Raw genomic sequence first — 18,696 nt, 5'->3', positions numbered from 1 at the left:
CTGGAGTGACATCAGCGGCCAAGGTAGCCTTGCCTCGATTATTCCGGTATATATCGGCAATGGATATGATAATGCCGAAATATGGATCAATCTAATATCACGCTCGAACGAATGCGCACCTTCATCCGCGTTGCGGAGCGCGGGAACCTGTCGGCTGTGGCGCGGGAATTGGGAACAGGCCAATCTACTATCACGCGACACCTGCGCGAACTGGAAGAGGCCGTGGGCGCATCTCTACTTAACCGCACGACCCGCCGTGTCGCGCTAACCGAGGAAGGCACCCGCTATTACTCCCAATGTGTCCAAATCCTCCGGCTGGTCGAACAGGCGTGCGAGGAAATCCGCGATGTCAGCAACGCACACTCGGGGACGATCCGTGTCTCTTGCACCGCCGCGCTCGGCGTGCTGCACATCACACGGCTGATCTTCGCGTTTCAGGCGCGCTATCCTAATATCCGCATCGACCTCGGCCTGACCGACGAGCGGATTGATCTGGTGAAGGAAGGCGTGGATATCGCCCTGCGCCTCGGACCTCTCACCGACAGTTCGATGAAGCTGCATCACCTCGGGCAAAGCGCGCGGCTGTTGGTGGCGGCTCCTGCCTATCTCACCGCGCATGGTCGCCCCGAGACACCGGTGGAGCTGATGGCCCATAACGTCATCCGCATGTCGAATATCGCCGGCAGCGAAACGCTGGTGCTCACAGGACCAGACGGCACGCCTCACGCCATCCCTGCGAAGGGCGACCTTCGTGTCGATCACGGTCTCGCCGCGCGCGAAGCCTTCAGGGCTGGACGGGGTATAGGCCCGGCCCATCGCTGGCTCGTCGATGATTTGCTGGCGAGCGGCGAACTTGAGCCGCTGCTCTCCGACCATTCGCTGCCTACGACACCACTCAACATGCTGATCGTACCTGCCCGGGCCAAGGTGGCGCGCGTCCGATTGCTGATCGACTATCTGGTCGAACAGGCTGCTCGCCTGCCGGGGATCGGGAGCGACTAAGACGGCTCCAAAATTCGATGGCAAACGGCGGCGTCTGCCAAACTGTCTCGCAACATAGCGCAAAATCGGCGGGACTGGCGGATGGGGTGGGATTCGAACCCACGGTACGGTTTCCCGCACGCCGGTTTTCAAGACCGGTTCCTTAAACCACTCGGACACCCATCCGCTTCGGTTGCCCCTTTTAGCAGCTTCGCCGGCGGCGTCAACATGGGCGGGTCATGCTGTTTCGAACGGTGTTTGGCGCGTTAACCGAACATTTACCATAACGAGCAATTTCCAGGTCCGCATCCCAATTCCGTTCGCAATTCCGCCAGGATGTTGGCATGTTTTTACCAACCGTAGTTAACAGAAGCGCATTCGACCGCCCGGGACGGCGGGGCGTGTTCTGAAACGAAAAGAAGCTTGCGGCGCGGGGCGCAGAAGGCATATGGCGGTAAAGACTGAGCGGCGGCGGGCGTCTTGGGCATGCGCGGGAAAATGGGTGGCCTTGGTCGCCGTCTCGCTCTGTGTGGCCTCCTGCGGAACCACGAAATACGCGGGCAAGAAGCGTCAGCACGGCAAGGAATATTTCGCCGAGAGCGAATATGGCGTCAAGGCCAGTCCGCGCGTCTATAAGGGCAAGCATCCGCCCAAGGGCGGCGGCCGGCAAATGGTCGGCAAGCCCTATCAGGTCAAGGGCAAGTGGTATGCGCCCAAAGAAGACAAGTCCTACAACAGGGTTGGGCTGGCGTCCTGGTATGGGTCCGCCTTTCATGGCCGCCTGACCGCTAATGGCGAGATCTACGACCAGTATTCGCTTTCCGCCGCCCATCCGACTTTCCCGCTGCCGAGTTACGCGCGCGTCACCAATCTTCAGACCGGCTCGTCGCTGATCGTGCGCGTCAATGATCGCGGCCCCTATCATCCCGGCCGAATCATCGACATTTCCGACAAAGCCGCCGACATGCTGGACATGCGCCATCACGGCACGGCCAAGGTGCGCGTGCAATATGTCGGCAAGGCCCGGATGGATGGCCGCGATCAGGCCTTCCTGATGGCGTCCTACGTTCCCAAGGGCGAGCGTATCAGGCGCAATCCGGAGGGTCAGATCGCCACGGGCGTAATGGTCGCATCCAACGACGCCACGTTCACGCCGCGCGAAGACGTGCGGTCGCAGCCGGTGGTTCCGAAACCCTCCGTGACCCGCGCCGCCGCAGTGGCCTTTGCGCCGCCCGTCGCGACGCCCGCCTGGACCGGCGATCTCTCCGATTTCGAGATGATGGTGCAACTTCCAGACTTTGGCCCCATTCCCGCCGAGCGGCCGCAATATAACGAGCAGAGCCTCGGAACCCTGTCGGCATACGCGGAAATGCGCGTGCAAACGGCGCAATCAGCGCCCTTCGACGCTGTTCTCGTCGGCACGGACGGACTGGACGCCGAGGCCATCCGCAAATCCGTCGAGCGCCGGAACTGATCTGCGGTCGGAGGTCGCGGGGGATCATCCCAATTAGCGACGGCGCGCCACTTGGCGCCGCTGCCAATTCGCGTAGGGTGAGGGGGACCACTCTGTTCCGGATCGTCATGCCAATCTTGCTTCGTCTTTTCGCCGCGATCGTCTTGTCGATCACCGTTCCCGGTTTTGCACGGGCGGCGCCGCTGGACACCAAGGCGAAGGAAATCCTGCTGATCGAGGAAAGCACCGGCACTGTCCTGTTTGAGCGGCAGGCGGATGCGCCGATCCCGCCCGCGTCGCTCGCCAAATTGCTGACAGCCGAATATGTCTTTCGGGAATTGAAAGAGGGGCGGATCAGGCCCGACATCCGATACAAAGTGTCGGAATATGCCTGGCGCACCGGCGGCGCCTTGTCGCGCACCTCCACCATGTTCGCGGCGCTGAATTCCGACATCAGCGTGATGGATCTCCTGCGCGGCGTGATCGTGCATTCCGCCAACGACGCCTGCATCATTCTGGGCGAGGGGCTGGCGGGTTCCGACGCAGCCTTTGCCGAAAAGCTCACCGCGCGGGCGAAAGAACTCGGACTGTCCAGCACCGCGCTCGCCAATTCCAATGGTCTTCCCGACCCCGGCAACAAGACGTCCATCCGGGATCTCGCCCGGCTCGCAATGCATATCCGCGCCGCCTATCCGGAATATGCCGGCCTGTTCGGCGAAGAGGATTTCGAGTGGAACAAGATCCGGCAACGAAATCGGATTCTGAAACTGGGCATCGGCCTGGATGGCATGGCGCTCGGTTTCGCTGAAGGCGTGGGCTATGGGATCGTCGCGACGACCGAGCGCAACGGGACGCGGCTTTACCTTGCCATGAGCGGCCTCGGATCGGACAAGGAGAGGGTTGCGGAAACCCGCCGCGTGTTGGATTGGGGCTTTTCGAATTTCGCCCGCCGCACCGTGTTTCGCCAGGATGAGACGGTGGCGGAAGCGCCTGTTTTCGGCGGCGACGCCGCGCGGGTTCCGCTTAGGGCCGACAAAAACGTCGATATTTTCGTGCCCGTCGATACGGAGGATAAAATCCGAGCCCGCATTCGCTACACATGGCCCCTCACGGCGCCGGTGTCAGCCGGACAAAAGATCGGCGCGATGGAACTTAGTCTGGGCGGGCGCAAAATCCTCGAAACGCCTGTCTACGCTTCAGCGCCGGTGGGGGCGGGGTCCTTGGCGTCGAAGGCGTGGGACGGTTTGAAGGAACTGATGTTCTTCTGGCTTTGACGGATGACGCCGGCTTGGTTATGAGCATGCAAGGCAAGAATGGAGCCCGGGCGTGGCCGCAAGACAAGGTTTATTCGTGACGTTCGAAGGGGGAGAGGGGGCCGGAAAAAGCACCCAGATCCGGCTTCTTGCCGATCGCCTGCGGCGTATGGGCCTCGATGTGCTGGTGACGCGCGAACCCGGCGGCTCTCCGGGCGCGGAGGCCGTGCGTCATGTGCTGTTGTCCGGCGCCGCCGAGGCGCATGGGGCGCGCATGGAGGCGATCCTGTTCGCCGCCGCCCGCAATGACCATGTCGAAGAGGTGATCCGGCCGGCGCTTGCCACGGGCGCCGTGGTGCTGTGCGACCGCTTTATCGATTCTTCCCGGGTCTACCAGGGCGTGACCGGCAATCTCGAGCCCGAGTTCATGGAAAATCTCGAACGCGTGGCGACAAACGGGATCATGCCCGATTGCACCCTGATCCTTGATCTGCCCGCCTCGGAGGGCCTGAGGCGCGCGCGGGCGCGGGCAGGAAGCGACAATGCGGCCGCCCAGCCGGATCGCTTCGAGAAGGAGGAAGTCTCCACGCATGAGAAGCGCCGCGAGGCTTTTCTCGATATCGCCGATCGGGAGCCGCTCCGCTGCCGGGTCGTTGACGCGGCCTGGCCGCCCGAGGCCGTCCACAACAGGATTTTCGAGATTGTCGAAAGCCTGTTGCCGATCCAATCGCAAAGGGTGCGGGAGACGGGCGAAGCGTGACCGCAACTCCGGGAATACTGCTGGACGGGGCGATCGCCCCACAGGAAAATACGCGGCTGTTCGGTCATTCCGGCGCGCAGGCGTTCCTGGCGGAATCCTATGCGAGCGGAAAGGGGCACCATGCCTTGTTGCTCGAAGGGCCGGAAGGGGTCGGCAAGGCGACGCTCGCTTTTCGCTTCGCCAATCACATACTCGCTCATCCAGATCCGCTGGCCGCGCCGGCTGTCCTCGCCGATCCTGACCCGGATCACCCGATGTTCCGGCAGATCGCCCAGGGAGCGTCGCACAATCTCCTGCATCTCGCCCGCCCGGTCGACGTCAAGACGGGCAAGGTGAAAACGGCGATCACCGTTGATGAAGTGCGCCGGGCGGGCAAATTCTTTTCCCAGACATCCGGCACCGGCAATTGGCGCATCGTCATTGTCGATCCGGCCGACGATCTCAATCGCAGCGCCGCAAACGCGATCCTGAAAATGCTGGAGGAACCGCCGAAGCGGTCGATGTTCCTCGTGCTGTCGCATGCGCCGGGCAAACTGTTGCCGACCATTCGGTCGCGCTGCCTTACGGTCAGCCTGAGACCGCTTGATCACCCGGAGCTTCTGGCGGCGCTCGCCCATCTCGGCCTTTCCGCGCCGGACGCCACGCGGGATCGGTTGCTGGCTTTGGCCGGCGGGTCGGTCTCGCAGGCGATCAAGCTTCTGAATTATGGCGGCCTGGACATGCTGGATGCGATGAAAGCTGCGATAGAGCAGCAAGGACCGGCACAACGCCGCGCCATCCATAAGATTGCCGATGTGGTGGCGCAGAAGGATGGCGACATCCTCTACGAATTCTTCATCGATCAGCTGGGAATGGAAGTGTCCAGTCGGGCGCGGGCCGCGGCCATGCTGGGCGACATCGCGAGAGCTTTTGATCTGTCGCAACTGAAATCGCTGATGGACGAGCAGATCACCGCATCCGACGCCTACAATCTCGAACGCAAACAGACCGTCATCACGTTGATGGGCGAGATCGTCGGCCGGCTCTAGCCGCCGTCAGACGTTCACGCAAACACAAGTTTAAGGCCGACCAGCGCCAGCGTGGCGGCAAGAAACGGGCGGATCAGCCGGTCTGGCATGCGCGGCGCGATATGGCTGCCGATGATGATGCCGGGGATGGAGCCGATCAGCAGCGAAATCAGCATCATCCAGTCGATTTCGCCAATCATCCAGTAGCCGATGCCGCCGACAAGCGTGAGCGGCACCGCATGGACGATGTCGGAGCCGACAATGTCGCGGATCTGCAGGCGCGGATAGAGCATCAGAAGCACGGTGACGCCAAGAGCGCCCGCGCCAACCGACGTCAATGTCACGAGCGTGCCGAGAACAATGCCGAGTACAAATGTCAACACAGTCACGGTCGACGTCGACACCGGCGGCTTGTGCTGTCTCCATTCGGTGACGCGTGCGACGATCGAATTGCGAAACAGGAGCAGGAATGCGGTCAGAAACAGCATCCAGCCGAGCGCATAGGTGATCAATGACACTGCTGCGATGCTTTTGCGGTCGATTCCGGACAGCATGTAAAGCGTGATGAGGGCTGCTGGCACGCTGCCGAGGCCGAGAACGCGGACGATTGCCCAATTGATCGTCTTGTTGGCGCCATGCACGGCGGTGCCAGCGCTCTTGGTGATGGCGGCATAGAGCAAGTCGGTGCCGACTGCTGTCGCGGGATGCACATTGAAGAGGACGACAAGAAGCGGCGTCATCAGAGAGCCGCCGCCCACTCCGGTAATTCCCACGAGAATGCCGACAAAAAGGCCGGATATCGAATAAAGTGGATTAATGTAATGCAGGAAGTCCAACTCAATCCCTTTCGCGCACAACGATTCCGTCGCGCTTTCCGCCTCAATGTTTCACGCTGAGGAGACCCACACTTAATCGACTAGTCGCCGATCCGGTTCGAGTCAAGCAAACGGCGCGGTCTATCCCACGGCCTGCACACTTGGATGAGTTTTGGAAAGGAAATTCGATTCATGTTTGCAGCCGCCCGAAATAAGGCTTAGAAGCGCTGCAACAACAGCAATCGACAGGCAAGGCAATACTGCGAATGACCGATAATTCGCCCTTTTACATCACCACGGCGATCTCTTATCCCAATGGCAAGCCGCATATCGGCCATGCCTATGAATTGATCGCGACCGATGCGCTGGCGCGGTTCCAGCGACTTGATGGACGCGAGGTGTTCTTCCTCACCGGCACCGACGAGCATGGTCAGAAAATGCAGCAGACCGCGCGCGCCCAGGACCTGACGCCGCGCGAACTGGCCGACCGCAATTCCGCCGAATTCCGCCGCATGGGCGCGCTTCTCAACGCCTCCAATGACGATTTCATCCGCACCACGGAAGAGCGCCACTACAAGTCGGTGCAGGCCATCTGGACCAAGATGGTCGAGGCCGGCGACATCTACAAGGACAGCTATTCCGGCTGGTATTCGGTCCGCGACGAGGCCTATTATCAGGAAGGCGAAACCGAGCTGCGCGCCGATGGCGTACGCTACGGGCCGCAGGGCACGCCGGTGGAATGGGTGGAGGAGGAAAGCTATTTCTTCCGTCTCTCCAACTATCAGGACAAACTGCTTGCGCTTTATGAGGCCCAGCCAGATTTCATCGGCCCCGACGAGCGCCGCAACGAGGTTGTCTCCTTCGTGAAATCCGGCCTGCGCGATCTCTCGATGTCGCGCACCACCTTCGATTGGGGCATTCCGGTTCCGGGCGATCCCAAGCATGTGATGTATGTCTGGGTCGACGCGCTGACCAACTACATCACTGCGGCAGGTTATCCTGACGAGAGCCATGAGCGCTGGAAGTTCTGGCCGGCGATCCATATCATCGGCAAGGACATTATCCGTTTCCATGCCGTTTACTGGCCGGCTTTCCTGATGTCGGCGGGCGTGGCGCTGCCCAAGCGCGTCTATGCGCATGGCTTCCTGCTCAACAAGGGCGAGAAGATGTCGAAGTCGGTCGGCAATGTCGTCGATCCCTTCGATCTCGTCGAACATTTCGGCTGCGATCAGGTGCGCCATTTCTTCCTGCGCGAGGTCTCCTTCGGCCAGGACGGCTCCTATAGCGAAGAGGCGATCGCCAACCGCATCAACGCCGATCTCGCCGACAATATCGGCAATCTCGCCCAGCGTTCGCTGTCGATGGTGTCGAAGAATCTTGAAGGCGTGATTCCCGAGCCAGGCCCGCTGACGGCCGACGACGAGGCGCTGATCGCGCTCGCCGACAAGGCGATCGCGACTTGCCGCGCAGAAATGGCGACGCAGCAGATTCACAAGTCGATGTCAGCAGTGTTTGCCGTGTCGTCGGAAGCCAACAGCTATTTCGCAGCACAAGCGCCCTGGGCGCTGGCGAAATCCGGCGATATCGCTCGCATGTCAACCGTGCTCTATGTGACGCTCGAAGTCGTCCGCCAGATCGCGGTGATGCTGCAGCCCTATGTGCCAGCCTCGGCCGAAAAGCTGCTCGATCTCTTCGGGGAGTCGGTTACGAGCCGGAACTTCGCCTCGCTCGGCGCGAACGGCCGCGTCAAGAGCGGCGTGACGATCGCGCCGCCGACCGGCGTCTTCCCGAAATATTTCCCGCCGAAAGCGTGAGGTCGGCATGCTGATCGACACGCATTGCCATCTGGATTTTCCGGATTTCGACGCTGAGCGCGACGAGCTGATCGCTCGCGCTCAGGCGGCCGGCGTCGGCCAGATGATCACCATCTCGACGCTGGTGCATCGCTTCGAACGCATCAAGGCGATTGCGGACACCTATCCGCAGGTGTTCTGCTCGGTCGGCACGCATCCCAATCATGCGCATGAGGAGCCGGATATCCAGACGGATGAACTCGTGGCCCTGACCGAGCATCCGAAATGCGTGGCGATCGGGGAGGCGGGTCTCGATTATTTCTACGACTATGCGACGCCCGAGCAGCAGGCGACCGGTCTGCGCCGGCATATCGCCGCCGCACGCATTACCGGCCTGCCGCTGGTGATCCATTCCCGCGCCGCCGATGACGATATGGCGGCGATCCTGAGGGATGAGACGGAGACGGGCGGCGCTTTCCCCTTCCTTCTCCATTGCTTCTCTTCGGGGGCGGAACTGGCGCGCGTCGGTGTGGAACTCGGCGGCTATATCTCTTTCTCGGGCATCCTGACCTTTCCGAAGTCGCAGGATATCCGCGACATCGCTGCGTCGGTGCCCCGAGACCGGCTGCTGGTGGAAACCGACGCGCCCTATCTCGCGCCGAAAACCTGGCGGGGAAAACGCAACGAGCCGTCTTATGTGGTCAACACGGCGGCTGTGCTGGCGGAAACAATCGGCGTGAGCGCGGAAGAGATCGCTGAGATCACCACCGAAAACGCCTTTCGCTGCTTTTCCAAGATGACGCGTGTCGCCTGACGGAGAACCTCGCTCATGAAGCGACGCTTTACGATTCTCGGATGCTCATCTTCGCCCGGCGTGCCGCGCATCACCGGCGATTGGGGCGCCTGCGATCCCAACAATCCCAAAAACCGTCGCAGCCGCGCCGCTTTGCTGGTGGAGCAATGGTCCGATGACGGCAAGCTGACATCCGTGGTGATCGACACCGGCCCTGATTTTCGCAGCCAGATGGTGGCCGTTGGAGCTGAAGATCTGCATGCCGTGGTGCTGACTCATGCCCATGCCGATCATCTGCATGGCATCGATGATATCAGGTCCTTCGTCTACAAGAATGAGCACCGCATGCCGGTCTGGGCCGATCCGGTGACCCTGGAGCGGGTGATCGAAGGCTTCCGCTATGTGTTCGAAACGCCGGTCGGCAGTTCCTATCCGCCGATTGCGCGCAGCTATGAAATCGACATCGCCAACAGTTTTGAGGTCGGAGGGCCTGGCGGGCCAATCCCCTTCCTGCCGCTGATCCAGCAGCATGGCGACGCCCATTCGCTCGGATTTCGGATTGGCGATGTCGCCTATTGCACCGATGTTAGCCACTTTCCCGAGGAATCGCTGGAAAGGCTCGTGGGCCTCGACGTGCTGGTGATCGACTGCCTGCAATATCGCCGTCACCCGAGCCACCTGTCGCTCGAACAGGCGATGGAGTGGATCGAGCGCATCGGCCCCAAACGGGCGATTCTCACCCATATGCATATTCCGCTCGATTACGACACGGTTATGCGGGAAACCCCTGACCATGTCGAACCGGCCTATGACGGGATGCGGATTGAAGTAGAGCTTTGAGGCGCAAAAGCCGCCCACCGCCAACCGATCCATCGTCATGCTCGCCCTTGTGGCGAGCATCTGCCGCGGCATCGTCGAATGCGACGTTCAGGTGGGTAGGCCCTCGGGACAAGCCCGAGGGTGACGATCCGAGAGGTCAGCGGACAGTGCGACAGCCAGCCGGCTGCCGGTCAAATTATCAAAACAGGTGCTTCAGGCTTTCGCGGATATCGGCAAGCGCCACGCCGCCGGTCGAGCGATCAAAACTCTGACCGGTGATCCGCTCAAACGCATCAATATAAACAGCAGACGCCTGCTCGACCAGTTCGGCCGGAATGGCGGGGATTTCGTCGTTGTACGGATCGCAGCGTTCGGCCACCCAGGAGCGGATGAAATCCTTGTCGAAGCTCGCCGGCCGCGTGCCGCTGTCGAGCGCCGCCTGGTAGCTGTCGGCCATCCAGTAGCGCGAGGAATCCGGCGTATGAATTTCGTCGGCGACGAAGATCTTGCCGTCGGCATCAATCCCGAACTCATATTTGGTGTCGGCCAGGATCAATCCGCGCTCGGCGGCGCGTTCCTGACCGAACTTGAACAGAGCCAGCGCATAAGCCGACACCGTGTCCCACTGCTCTTTTGTCAAAAGTTGCTGTGACAGGATTTCGTCCGCCGACAAAGGCGCGTCATGGCCGCCATCGAAGGCCTTGGTCGTCGGCGTGATGATGGCTTCAGGAAGCTTCTCATTGTCCCGCATGCCGTCGGGCAGCGTCACGCCATACATCGTCCGTTCGCCGGCCTTGTATTTGGTGAGGATCGAGGTGGAGGTCGTGCCGGCGAGATAGCCGCGCACCACGATCTCCACCGGCAAGATTTCCAGCCGCTTGCCGATCACCACATTCGGATGCGGGTAGGAAATCACGTGATTGGGGCAGATGTCGCCGGTCGCTTCAAACCAGTAGCGCGCCGTCTGAGTCAGCACCCGGCCCTTATAGGGAATGGCGGTCAGGATGCGGTCGAAGGCCGAGAGCCTGTCGGTGGCGATGATCACCCTGCTGCCATCGGCCAGATCGTAATTGTCGCGCACCTTGCCTTTGTAATAATTCGGCAATTCGGGAATATACGCATCGTCCAGCACGGGAAGCCCGGTCATCGCGCCATAGCCTTTCAAAACAGAGTTCGCCTGGCGGGGAAGCCCCGCGCTCTTGGGCCGATAAATCAGCGCCACGGGCAAAGGTCAAGCCGAAACGGGGCGTTCGCCAGTATCCTCAGTGGGTCTGCAAGGCCTTGGGCCGATATTGCGTGCGGCTTTCCGGATCGAAATTCGCCAGCACCGCCGGATGCCGGAAGGGATCGCCGCTTTCGTCGAGCATGAGATTTTGCTCGGAAACATAGGCGACATAGGCCGTCTCCGAATTTTCCGCATAAAGATGATAAAAAGGCTGGTCCCGGGACGGTCGGACTTCGGGCGGAATCGAATTCCACCATTCTTCGGTGTTCGCGAATTCCGGATCAACGTCGAAGATCACCCCCCGGAACGGGAAAACCCGATGCCGGACCACCTGTCCGATCTGGTATTTCGCCACTCTCTCACGCATATCCGCACCTCGATTGAACATCCCTGAATTTGGTGCGGCTTGGGCGGCTTTTCAAGTCGGGTCTCGCGCGCCATAACAGTCTGCAAATCGCCGACCGAAATCGAGGCGGCTGACATGGCAGAGGAGTTTTCATGGTCAATCAATGGGGGAGGGACGCCGGTCCCTCGGGCGCCAAACCCGGCCGCTCCGCCGGCGCGCTGATTGCGGCCGTGCTGGCGCTCGTTATCGGCGCGGGCGGCGGCTACGGAGCCGCGCGCTATGTCCAGGGCGACACCGGTGCGGTTGTCGAAGAGCGCGATCAGGTGATTTCCGATCTGCGGACGGAACTCGACGGCGCCAAGGCGCAGGCGCAGAAAGCCGCATCCCGCGAAAAGTCACTGGAGGCGGAACTCGGCGATCTCGATGCCGAACTCAAGGCGCTGCAAAGCGAGAACGACCAGCTGCGCGCCGGCTCAAACGACGACGTCGCGCTCGCCAAGGAGATCAAGGATCTGCGCGCGCGTCTGAAAGGCGCTGACAAGACAGTCCGCGATCTCGCCGCCGCGCAGACATCGCTCGACCAGGCGGAAGCCGATCTTGCCCTCGCCCAGAAGACACTTGCGGCGCGCGACGCCGCCATCAAGGATCTCCGCGCCGCGCTCGCCGATGGCGGAGATCTTCAGGCCGAACTCGACCGCCTCACGCGCGAACGCGATATCCTGGTGGCGGAACTGAAACAGGCCCAGGGCAATATCGGTGACGCCGATCAGTTGCAGGGGGAAATCAGGACCCTGACGCTCGAAGCGGCGGAATTGCGGGATCGTCTCAAACGTGAGGCGGCCGATCGGGCCCGCGCCGAAGAACGGGCGAAAGGCTTCGAAACCGAGATCGTCAAACTGACGCGGCAAGTGGCAGCGCTTGAAAAACAATTGGCGGAGGTCGAGCCGACGCGGCCGCGCCCCGATGAACCCGACACGCGCCCCGACCCACAGCCGGATGATCCGGTCAGCCCGCGCAATCCCGACGATGTCAGCCGCGCGCTCGCGGACATGCCCGGTTATGACAACTTGTCCGCGGCAAAGCAGAAAAAGCTCTTCGAGCTTCTGAGCGATGGACAATGCGTCACGGATGCGCTGAAATCCGTTTACGGACGCGTGCCGGCTGCGGCGCTTCGAAACCTGTTGCGCGATTTGCGCGGCGCGTGCTGACGAGGAGGGATTGAATGGGTATCGCGACTTGGTTTCTGGCTGGGCTGACAGCAGCCTCACTGCTTTTCGGCGCTGGCGCCGAAGCTGCGGAGCTTGAAAAGAACATCATGACCGGCGGGCCGAAAGGCACTTACATCAAGATCGGTCGCGATATCGCTGCGTTGGGAAAAAGCTGCGGACAGACGCTGAATGTGGTGGAGAGCGCCGGCTCGCTCGAAAATTTCTCTAGCGTGCGCAAACGCAAGAACACCCAATTCGGCATCGTTCAGAGCGACGTGCTCGACTACCTCAAGACCTTCGAGGCCAATGATCCCGAGATCCAGCAGGCGGTGAAGGGCGTGCGCATCATGTTCCCGCTCTATAACGAGGAGGTGCATGTGCTCGCCCGCACCGGGATCAAGACGATCGAAGATCTCGCCGGCAAGAAGGTCGCCGTCGGCGTGCGCGACAGCGGCACCTTTCTCACCGCGACCCTGATCCTCGATATTCTCGATGTCGACGCCGATCAGGTGGAGATCAATCAGGATCAGGCGCTCAAGGATCTCCAGGCCGGCAAGATCGACGCCTTCTTCTATGTCGCCGGCGCGCCGGCGGCTCTATTCGAGACCGACAAGATCGACGGCGGAAAATTCCATCTGCTGCCGATCACGCAAGCGCCTTTGCTCGCGACTTATATCCCCGCTCGCATTGAAGCCAAATCCTATCCGTTCCAGAAACAGCCGGTGGATGTCGTCTCGGTCAAGGCGGTGCTGATGACCTTCGACTATGACAAGACCCGCAACGCCTATCATCGTGAAAGCTGCAAGGCGGTGGCCGACTTCTCCAGCCTGATCGTCAACAATCTCGCCCAACTCAAGGAAAGCGGCCATCCGAAATGGAAGACGGTGGACCTGACGGCGATCCCGCCCGGCTGGAAGGTCGGCGTCTGCGTCAAGGAAGGTCTGGCGGCGGATTACAAGCCTGCTTGCGCCAAGGCGGAGCCGACGAACGCCGAGGGCGGCGAGAACGACGATTATCTCAAGCTTCTGAAAGAGCGGCTCAAGCAGTGACGGATCATCTCTCAGCGGACGGAAAGCGGCTCGAGGCGCCGCTTATCCGCACGGAGCGGCTGCTTCTGCGCCCCTATCGCGCCCCGGACTTCGAGCATCTCTTGGCCATCTACGCCAGCGACCGCTCACAGTTCATCGGCGGTCGCCTCAGGCCCCGGCAGGTGTGGGACGGATTCATGAATGTGATCGGCCACTGGCCTGTCCATGGGTTCGGCGGCTGGGCGGTGGAGCTTTCCGGGACGGGCGACCTGGTCGGAGAAGTCGCCGTGCATCATCCGGTCGATTATCCCGAAGTCGAACTCGGCTGGCTCCTGTTCGATGGTTTCGAGGGCAAGGGCTATGCGACGGAGGCGGCAGCGGCCGCCCGCGATTTCGCCTTCCGGGAGGCGGGTGTAAGCAGCCTCGTCTCCTATATCGATCCCGACAACCATCCATCGCGGCGACTGGCGGAGCGCATGGGCGCGTTTCTTGACTCGTCAGCGCAGACGCCGAACGGCGATCCATGCCTGGTCTACCGGCATCCGGAACCCTGACACCACGTGTCGACATCCTGAAACGCAAATGGCGGGGCAAAACCCCGCCATTCTCTTTTTCAGTCGCTGCTGACAGATCAGCAGGAATAATACATGTCGAATTCGACCGGATGCGGGGTCATTTCGAAACGCATGACTTCCTGCATCTTCAACTCGATATAGCTGTCGATCTGGTCGTCGTCGAACACGCCGCCGACGGTGAGGAACTTGCGGTCCTTGTCGAGGCTTTCCAGCGCTTCGCGGAGCGAGCCGCAGACGGTCGGGATCTTCTTGAGTTCCTTCGGCGGCAGGTCATAAAGATCCTTGTCCATGGCCTTGCCGGGATGGATCTTGTTCTTGATGCCGTCGAGGCCGGCCATCAGCATGGCGGCGAAGCCGAGATAGGGGTTCTGAGCCGGATCCGGGAAGCGGACTTCGACGCGCTTGGCCTTCGGCGAAGAGCCGAACGGAATACGGCAGGAGGCCGAACGGTTGCGGGCGGAGTAGGCCAGGAGAACCGGCGCTTCATAACCCGGCACCAGACGCTTATAGGAGTTGGTGGTCGGGTTGGTGAAGGCGTTGATCGCCTTCGCGTGCTTGATCACGCCGCCGATATAATAGAGGCAGCTTTCCGACAGGCCGGCATATTCGTCGCCGGCGAAAGTCGGCTTGCCGTCCTTCCAGATCGACTGGTGGACGTGCATGCCCGAGCCGTTGTCGCCGAAAACAGGCTTCGGCATGAAGGTTGCCGTCTTGCCGTAAGCGTTGGCGACCTGATGCACGACATATTTATAGATCTGCATCTTGTCGGCGTTGCGCACCAGCGTGTCGAACTTGACGCCAAGCTCGTGCTGGGCGGCGGCCACTTCGTGATGCTGTTTTTCGACCACCACGCCCATTTCGGAGAGCACGGTCAGCATTTCGGAGCGCATGTCCTGCAGGCTGTCGATCGGCGGAACCGGGAAATAGCCGCCCTTGACGCGCGGGCGGTGGCCGAGATTGCCGGAATCGTAATCGGTGTCGTCGTTGGACGGCAGTTCCGACGAGTCGAGCTTGAAGCCGGTGTTGTAGGGATCCGCCTTGTACTTGACGTCATCGAACACGAAGAATTCCGGTTCCGGGCCGACGAACACGGTGTCGCCAATGCCCGAAGCCTTGAGATAGGCTTCGGCTTTCTTGGCGGTGCCGCGCGGATCGCGATTATAGGCTTCGCCCGAAATCGGATCCAGGATGTCGCAAAGGATGACCATGGTGGACTGGGCGAAGAACGGGTCCATATGCACCGTGGCCGGATCCGGCATCAGCACCATGTCGGACTCGTTGATGGCCTTCCAGCCGGCGATCGAGGAACCGTCGAACATGACGCCATCGGCGAACATGTCTTCGTCCACGGCCGAAATGTCCATGGTCACATGCTGCAGCTTGCCCTTGGGATCGGTGAAGCGGAGGTCGACGAATTTCACGTCGTTGTCCTTGATCTGCTTCATGATGTCTTTTGCAGTCGTCATCGAAGTTTTTCCTTTGCTATGACGATGTTTCCTCCCTGCCGTTGCCCGGCAGGCTTGGTCTTATTGGGCGTCAGATCGCGTCGACGCCGGTCTCGCCGGTGCGGATGCGCACGACTTCCTCGACATTCGACACGAAAATCTTGCCGTCGCCGATTCGTCCCGTTTGGGCGGCGTTGCGGATCGCGTCGATCACGCGTTCGACATTTTCATCCGCCAGCACGACTTCCACCTTCACTTTCGGAAGGAAATCGACGACGTATTCTGCGCCTCTATAGAGTTCGGTATGGCCTTTCTGACGGCCGAAACCCTTGGCTTCGGTCACCGTGATGCCTTGCAGTCCAACTTCCTGAAGGGCTTCCTTCACTTCATCAAGCTTGAACGGCTTGATGATCGCTTCGATCTTTTTCATGAGAAAATGTCTCTCCGCTTCTCCCGTTAAAAGCGAGTTGCTCCCGCTCGCCTCGATAAATGCACATCGCGTGCCAGATCTACACAACAAGCGCGAATTTTGCTTGAAATTCTGCAAGTCCCTCGCGATCATGCGCAAAATCAGCCAAAAAAAAAGAGAAAAAAACGCACAACTCCCATTTTCCTCCCAGAATGGGACGCAATGTCTCATAAGAGGTAAATCGGATATTGCTATGGGGTGGAAGGTTCGGTGAATAACTATGCAAATGATTATAATTTCATCTTATTTTGCCGATGAACAAAGTGCGGCGGTGAGAATCGCGACGTCGCTCGCCCTGCGATATTTCTAGGATGCTCAAACGATGAGCAATCACCATAGTATGCTAATTGAACCACAGGCTGTATCGGCTGTTGACGCCGACTGCATCGCGTCAGGCATAACGGGCTACGCCTTGATGGCGCGAGCGGGCAGGGCGGTCTCCGCCGCCGCGCTCCGTCGCTATCCGGGCGCGCGCCGCTTCGTGATCCTCTGCGGGCCTGGCAACAATGGCGGCGACGGCTATGTGGCTGCTGCCGCGCTGGCCGAGGCCGGCGTGGAGATCGCCGTCTTTGCGCTCGCCCCGCCGACCACCGATGACGCCAGGCGCGCGCGCGCCGACGCCTGCTGCGCACAGCAGCCTTTGGCGGAATATCAGCCAGCGTCTGATGATGTCGTGATCGACGCCCTTTTCGGCGCCGGTCTGTCGCGTGACCTTTCGATCGACGTGATGACGCTTGCGGCCAAGGTGACGGCGGCGGGCGCGGCGGTCATTGCGGTGGACATGCCCTCGGGCGTCTGCGGACATTCCGGCCGAATGCGCGGCGGCGGCTTCGAGGCTGCGGTGACCGTGACATTCGTCGCCGCCAAGCCAGGACAGTTGTTGATGCCCGGCAGGGCGCTGTGCGGCGAGATCGAGATCGCCGATATCGGCGTGCCCCGCCGCTTGCTCGACAAGCATGCGGGTCCTGTCCGCATCAATGGTCCCGATCTCTGGCGCGACCACCTCGCGAACAAATCACCAGCAGGACACAAATACAGCCATGGCTCGCTGGCTGTCTTTTCCGGCGGCGCAATGCAGACCGGCGCCGCGCGGCTCGCCGCCGCCTCCGGCTTGCGCGCCGGGGCAGGGCTTGTCACCATCATCGCGCCTGAGGACGCCGCGCCTGTTCACGCCGCCCACCTGACCGCCATCATGCTCAAGACGGCCAACAGCCTAGCGGAACTGGAAACGATTCTGGACGATGCCCGGCTCAACGCTTTCGTGCTCGGTCCCGCATTCGGCGTCGGCGAAAAGGCGAGGGCATTTGCGCTGGCCCTGAAGGATCGTCGCCTCGTTCTGGACGCTGACGCGATCACCAGTTTTCGCGACGATCCCGATCTGTTGTTCAAGGTTTTTGCCGGAGAGCCGCGGCTGATCCTGACGCCGCATGATGGTGAATTCGCCCGGATTTTCCCGGATCTTGCTGCCGATGATACGCTGTCCAAGGTCGACCGGGCGCTGGCCGCCGCCGCCCGCGCCAACGCCGCCGTGATCCTGAAAGGCGCCGACACCGTGATCGCCAGTCCGGATGGTCGCGCCGCGATCAACGCCAATGCTCCGCCCTGGCTGGCCACCGCCGGTTCAGGCGATGTGCTCGCGGGGCTTTGCGGGGCGCTTCTGGCGCGAGGCCTGCCAGTGTATGAAGCTGCCTGCGCCGCCGTCTGGCATCATGGTGAGGCGGGGCAACGCGCGGGCAGGGGACTGACGGCGGAAACACTCATCAATTTTATTGATGTCTGATCTGACAAACTTGGCTTTGTCGTCCCGCCCGATCGGGAGTATGGCGGATCAAAAGGAGTCCGCCATGAAGCCCGTCCATATCCTTCTCCTGGTTCTCGTCGCCGCCGTCTGGGGCTTCAATTTCGTGGTGATCCGGCTGGGCATCGACAATTTCCCGCCGATCTTCTTTTCCGCCCTCCGCTTCCTGTTCGCAGCCATTCCGCTCGCGTTGATCCTGCCCAAGCCAGATGTCCCCTGGCGGATCATTATCGGCATCGGCCTGGTGCTCGGCGTGATCAAATTCTCGCTGCTGTTTCTCGGCATGAGCGTCGGCATGCCGGCAGGGCTCGCCTCGCTGGTGCTGCAGAGCCAGGCATTCTTCACGGTCATTCTCGCGGTTGTCGTCTACGGCGACCGGCCTCGGCCAACCCAGATCGCCGGCATGCTGGTGGCTTTTTCGGGCGTTGCGCTGATCGCCTCAACCGTGAATGGCGATCTCACCGCATCGGGACTGGCGCTGTCGATCGGCGCCGCCTTCGCATGGGCCTGCTCGAATCTGCTGATGAAAAAGGCGGGCGCGGTGGACATGCTCAGGCTGATGGTCTGGGTCAGCCTCGTCGCGCCTGTCCCGCTCTTCGCGATCTCCCTGGCCTTTGAGGGCTGGGAGCGTGACTACCAGGCGCTCATGCATGTGACCTGGTCGGGAGCGGGCGCGGTGATCTATATCGCCTATCTCGCCACGATATTCGGCTTCGCCGTCTGGGGCGCGATGATCCGCCGCTATGGCGTCGCTACGGTCGCGCCCTTCTCGCTGCTGGTGCCGGTGTTCGGCATGAGTTCGGCGGCGATCGTGCTTGGCGAGGCCTTCGGGCCGCTCCGCATCATCGCCGCCCTGCTGATCGTCGCGGGGCTGGCGCTGAATGTCTTCAATCCCGCTTGGCTGAAGCCTCGACCCGCCGCAGCCTGA

General features: G+C 61.2%; 18 protein-coding genes and 1 tRNA gene. 13 read left to right on the top strand and 6 right to left on the bottom strand.

The genetic code is table 11. The annotated features are described in order from the left end of the window. Positions 1 to 81: 81 nt before the first annotated feature. Positions 82 to 1,002 (top strand): LysR family transcriptional regulator, encoded by a 921-nt coding sequence (locus M2360_RS20940; RefSeq protein ID WP_280777312.1) that lies wholly within the window; start codon positions 82 to 84, stop codon positions 1,000 to 1,002. A gap of 75 nt (positions 1,003 to 1,077) precedes the next feature. Here the strand turns inward: M2360_RS20940 and M2360_RS20935 are convergent. Next, positions 1,078 to 1,167, bottom strand: a tRNA-Ser gene (locus M2360_RS20935). A gap of 262 nt (positions 1,168 to 1,429) precedes the next feature. On the opposite strand from M2360_RS20935, the gene M2360_RS20930 reads away from it, so the two are divergent. From M2360_RS20930 to M2360_RS20915, 4 genes are all read left to right on the top strand, one after another. Then, entirely contained in the window at positions 1,430 to 2,455 is a 1,026-nt protein-coding gene (locus tag M2360_RS20930; protein WP_280777310.1) for a septal ring lytic transglycosylase RlpA family protein, read from the top strand. A 116-nt stretch (positions 2,456 to 2,571) separates the two neighbouring features. Continuing rightward, positions 2,572 to 3,708, top strand: a complete 1,137-nt coding sequence (locus M2360_RS20925) for a D-alanyl-D-alanine carboxypeptidase family protein (protein ID WP_280777309.1) — start codon at positions 2,572 to 2,574, stop codon at positions 3,706 to 3,708. A 52-nt stretch (positions 3,709 to 3,760) separates the two neighbouring features. Next, a complete protein-coding gene (gene tmk / locus M2360_RS20920) occupies positions 3,761 to 4,447 on the top strand; it encodes a dTMP kinase (protein ID WP_280777308.1) in 687 nt (228 codons plus the stop codon). Continuing rightward, positions 4,444 to 5,475, top strand: a complete 1,032-nt coding sequence (locus M2360_RS20915; protein ID WP_280777307.1) for a DNA polymerase III subunit delta' — start codon at positions 4,444 to 4,446, stop codon at positions 5,473 to 5,475. The genes tmk and M2360_RS20915 overlap by 4 nt, the downstream gene beginning before the upstream one ends. Positions 5,476 to 5,489: 14 nt before the next feature. Here the strand turns inward: M2360_RS20915 and M2360_RS20910 are convergent, their stop codons facing one another. Continuing rightward, positions 5,490 to 6,272 (bottom strand): sulfite exporter TauE/SafE family protein, encoded by a 783-nt coding sequence (locus tag M2360_RS20910; RefSeq protein ID WP_280777375.1) that lies wholly within the window; start codon positions 6,270 to 6,272, stop codon positions 5,490 to 5,492. 263 nt (positions 6,273 to 6,535) lie between these two features. On the opposite strand from M2360_RS20910, the gene metG reads away from it, so the two are divergent. The 3 genes from metG to M2360_RS20895 are packed head-to-tail and all read left to right on the top strand — an operon-like array spanning position 6,536 to position 9,695. Then, on the top strand, positions 6,536 to 8,083 hold the full coding sequence (gene metG, locus M2360_RS20905) for a methionine--tRNA ligase (RefSeq protein ID WP_280777306.1): 1,548 nt from the start codon (positions 6,536 to 6,538) through the stop codon (positions 8,081 to 8,083). 7 nt (positions 8,084 to 8,090) lie between these two features. Then, positions 8,091 to 8,876 (top strand): TatD family hydrolase, encoded by a 786-nt coding sequence (locus M2360_RS20900; protein ID WP_280777305.1) that lies wholly within the window; start codon positions 8,091 to 8,093, stop codon positions 8,874 to 8,876. 15 nt (positions 8,877 to 8,891) lie between these two features. After that, on the top strand, positions 8,892 to 9,695 hold the full coding sequence (locus tag M2360_RS20895; RefSeq protein ID WP_280777303.1) for an MBL fold metallo-hydrolase: 804 nt from the start codon (positions 8,892 to 8,894) through the stop codon (positions 9,693 to 9,695). Positions 9,696 to 9,873: 178 nt separating this feature from the next. Here M2360_RS20895 and M2360_RS20890 read toward each other — a convergent pair whose 3' ends face one another. After that, on the bottom strand, positions 9,874 to 10,821 hold the full coding sequence (locus M2360_RS20890) for a phosphoribosylaminoimidazolesuccinocarboxamide synthase (protein ID WP_280777301.1): 948 nt from the start codon (positions 10,819 to 10,821) through the stop codon (positions 9,874 to 9,876). 115 nt (positions 10,822 to 10,936) lie between these two features. Beyond that, positions 10,937 to 11,266, bottom strand: coding sequence for a heat shock protein HspQ (gene hspQ, locus M2360_RS20885; RefSeq protein WP_280777300.1), 330 nt, complete (start codon positions 11,264 to 11,266; stop codon positions 10,937 to 10,939). A 131-nt stretch (positions 11,267 to 11,397) separates the two neighbouring features. Here hspQ and M2360_RS20880 point away from each other — a divergent pair, with 131 nt between their 5' ends. From M2360_RS20880 to M2360_RS20870, 3 genes are read left to right on the top strand one after another with little or no spacing between them, the layout of a single operon-like run. After that, a complete protein-coding gene (locus M2360_RS20880; RefSeq protein ID WP_280777299.1) occupies positions 11,398 to 12,453 on the top strand; it encodes a hypothetical protein in 1,056 nt (351 codons plus the stop codon). A gap of 14 nt (positions 12,454 to 12,467) precedes the next feature. After that, complete coding sequence (locus M2360_RS20875) at positions 12,468 to 13,502, top strand: TAXI family TRAP transporter solute-binding subunit (RefSeq protein WP_280777297.1); 1,035 nt, start codon at positions 12,468 to 12,470, stop codon at positions 13,500 to 13,502. Next, entirely contained in the window at positions 13,499 to 14,035 is a 537-nt protein-coding gene (locus tag M2360_RS20870; protein WP_280777296.1) for a GNAT family N-acetyltransferase, read from the top strand. Before M2360_RS20875 ends, M2360_RS20870 begins: the two co-directional genes overlap by 4 nt. A 77-nt stretch (positions 14,036 to 14,112) precedes the next feature. Here M2360_RS20870 and glnA read toward each other — a convergent pair whose 3' ends face one another. Together glnA and M2360_RS20860 are read right to left on the bottom strand one after the other, a co-directional pair. Beyond that, positions 14,113 to 15,522 (bottom strand): type I glutamate--ammonia ligase, encoded by a 1,410-nt coding sequence (gene glnA, locus M2360_RS20865; protein ID WP_263822202.1) that lies wholly within the window; start codon positions 15,520 to 15,522, stop codon positions 14,113 to 14,115. Between the two features lie 70 nt (positions 15,523 to 15,592). Then, a complete protein-coding gene (locus M2360_RS20860) occupies positions 15,593 to 15,931 on the bottom strand; it encodes a P-II family nitrogen regulator (RefSeq protein WP_137153622.1) in 339 nt (112 codons plus the stop codon). A 361-nt stretch (positions 15,932 to 16,292) separates the two neighbouring features. Here M2360_RS20860 and M2360_RS20855 point away from each other — a divergent pair, with 361 nt between their 5' ends. Both M2360_RS20855 and M2360_RS20850 read left to right on the top strand, forming a co-directional pair. Then, positions 16,293 to 17,750 carry an NAD(P)H-hydrate dehydratase gene (locus M2360_RS20855; RefSeq protein WP_280777292.1) on the top strand — a complete coding sequence of 486 codons (1,458 nt, stop codon included), beginning with the start codon at positions 16,293 to 16,295 and terminating at the stop codon, positions 17,748 to 17,750. Positions 17,751 to 17,814: 64 nt separating this feature from the next. Continuing rightward, entirely contained in the window at positions 17,815 to 18,696 is an 882-nt protein-coding gene (locus M2360_RS20850) for an EamA family transporter (RefSeq protein WP_280777290.1), read from the top strand.

It is taken from the genome of Rhizobium sp. SG_E_25_P2 (assembly GCF_029892285.1).
Lineage (GTDB): Bacteria > Pseudomonadota > Alphaproteobacteria > Rhizobiales > Rhizobiaceae > Rhizobium_E.
This window is presented reverse-complemented; position numbering and strand designations above follow the sequence as displayed.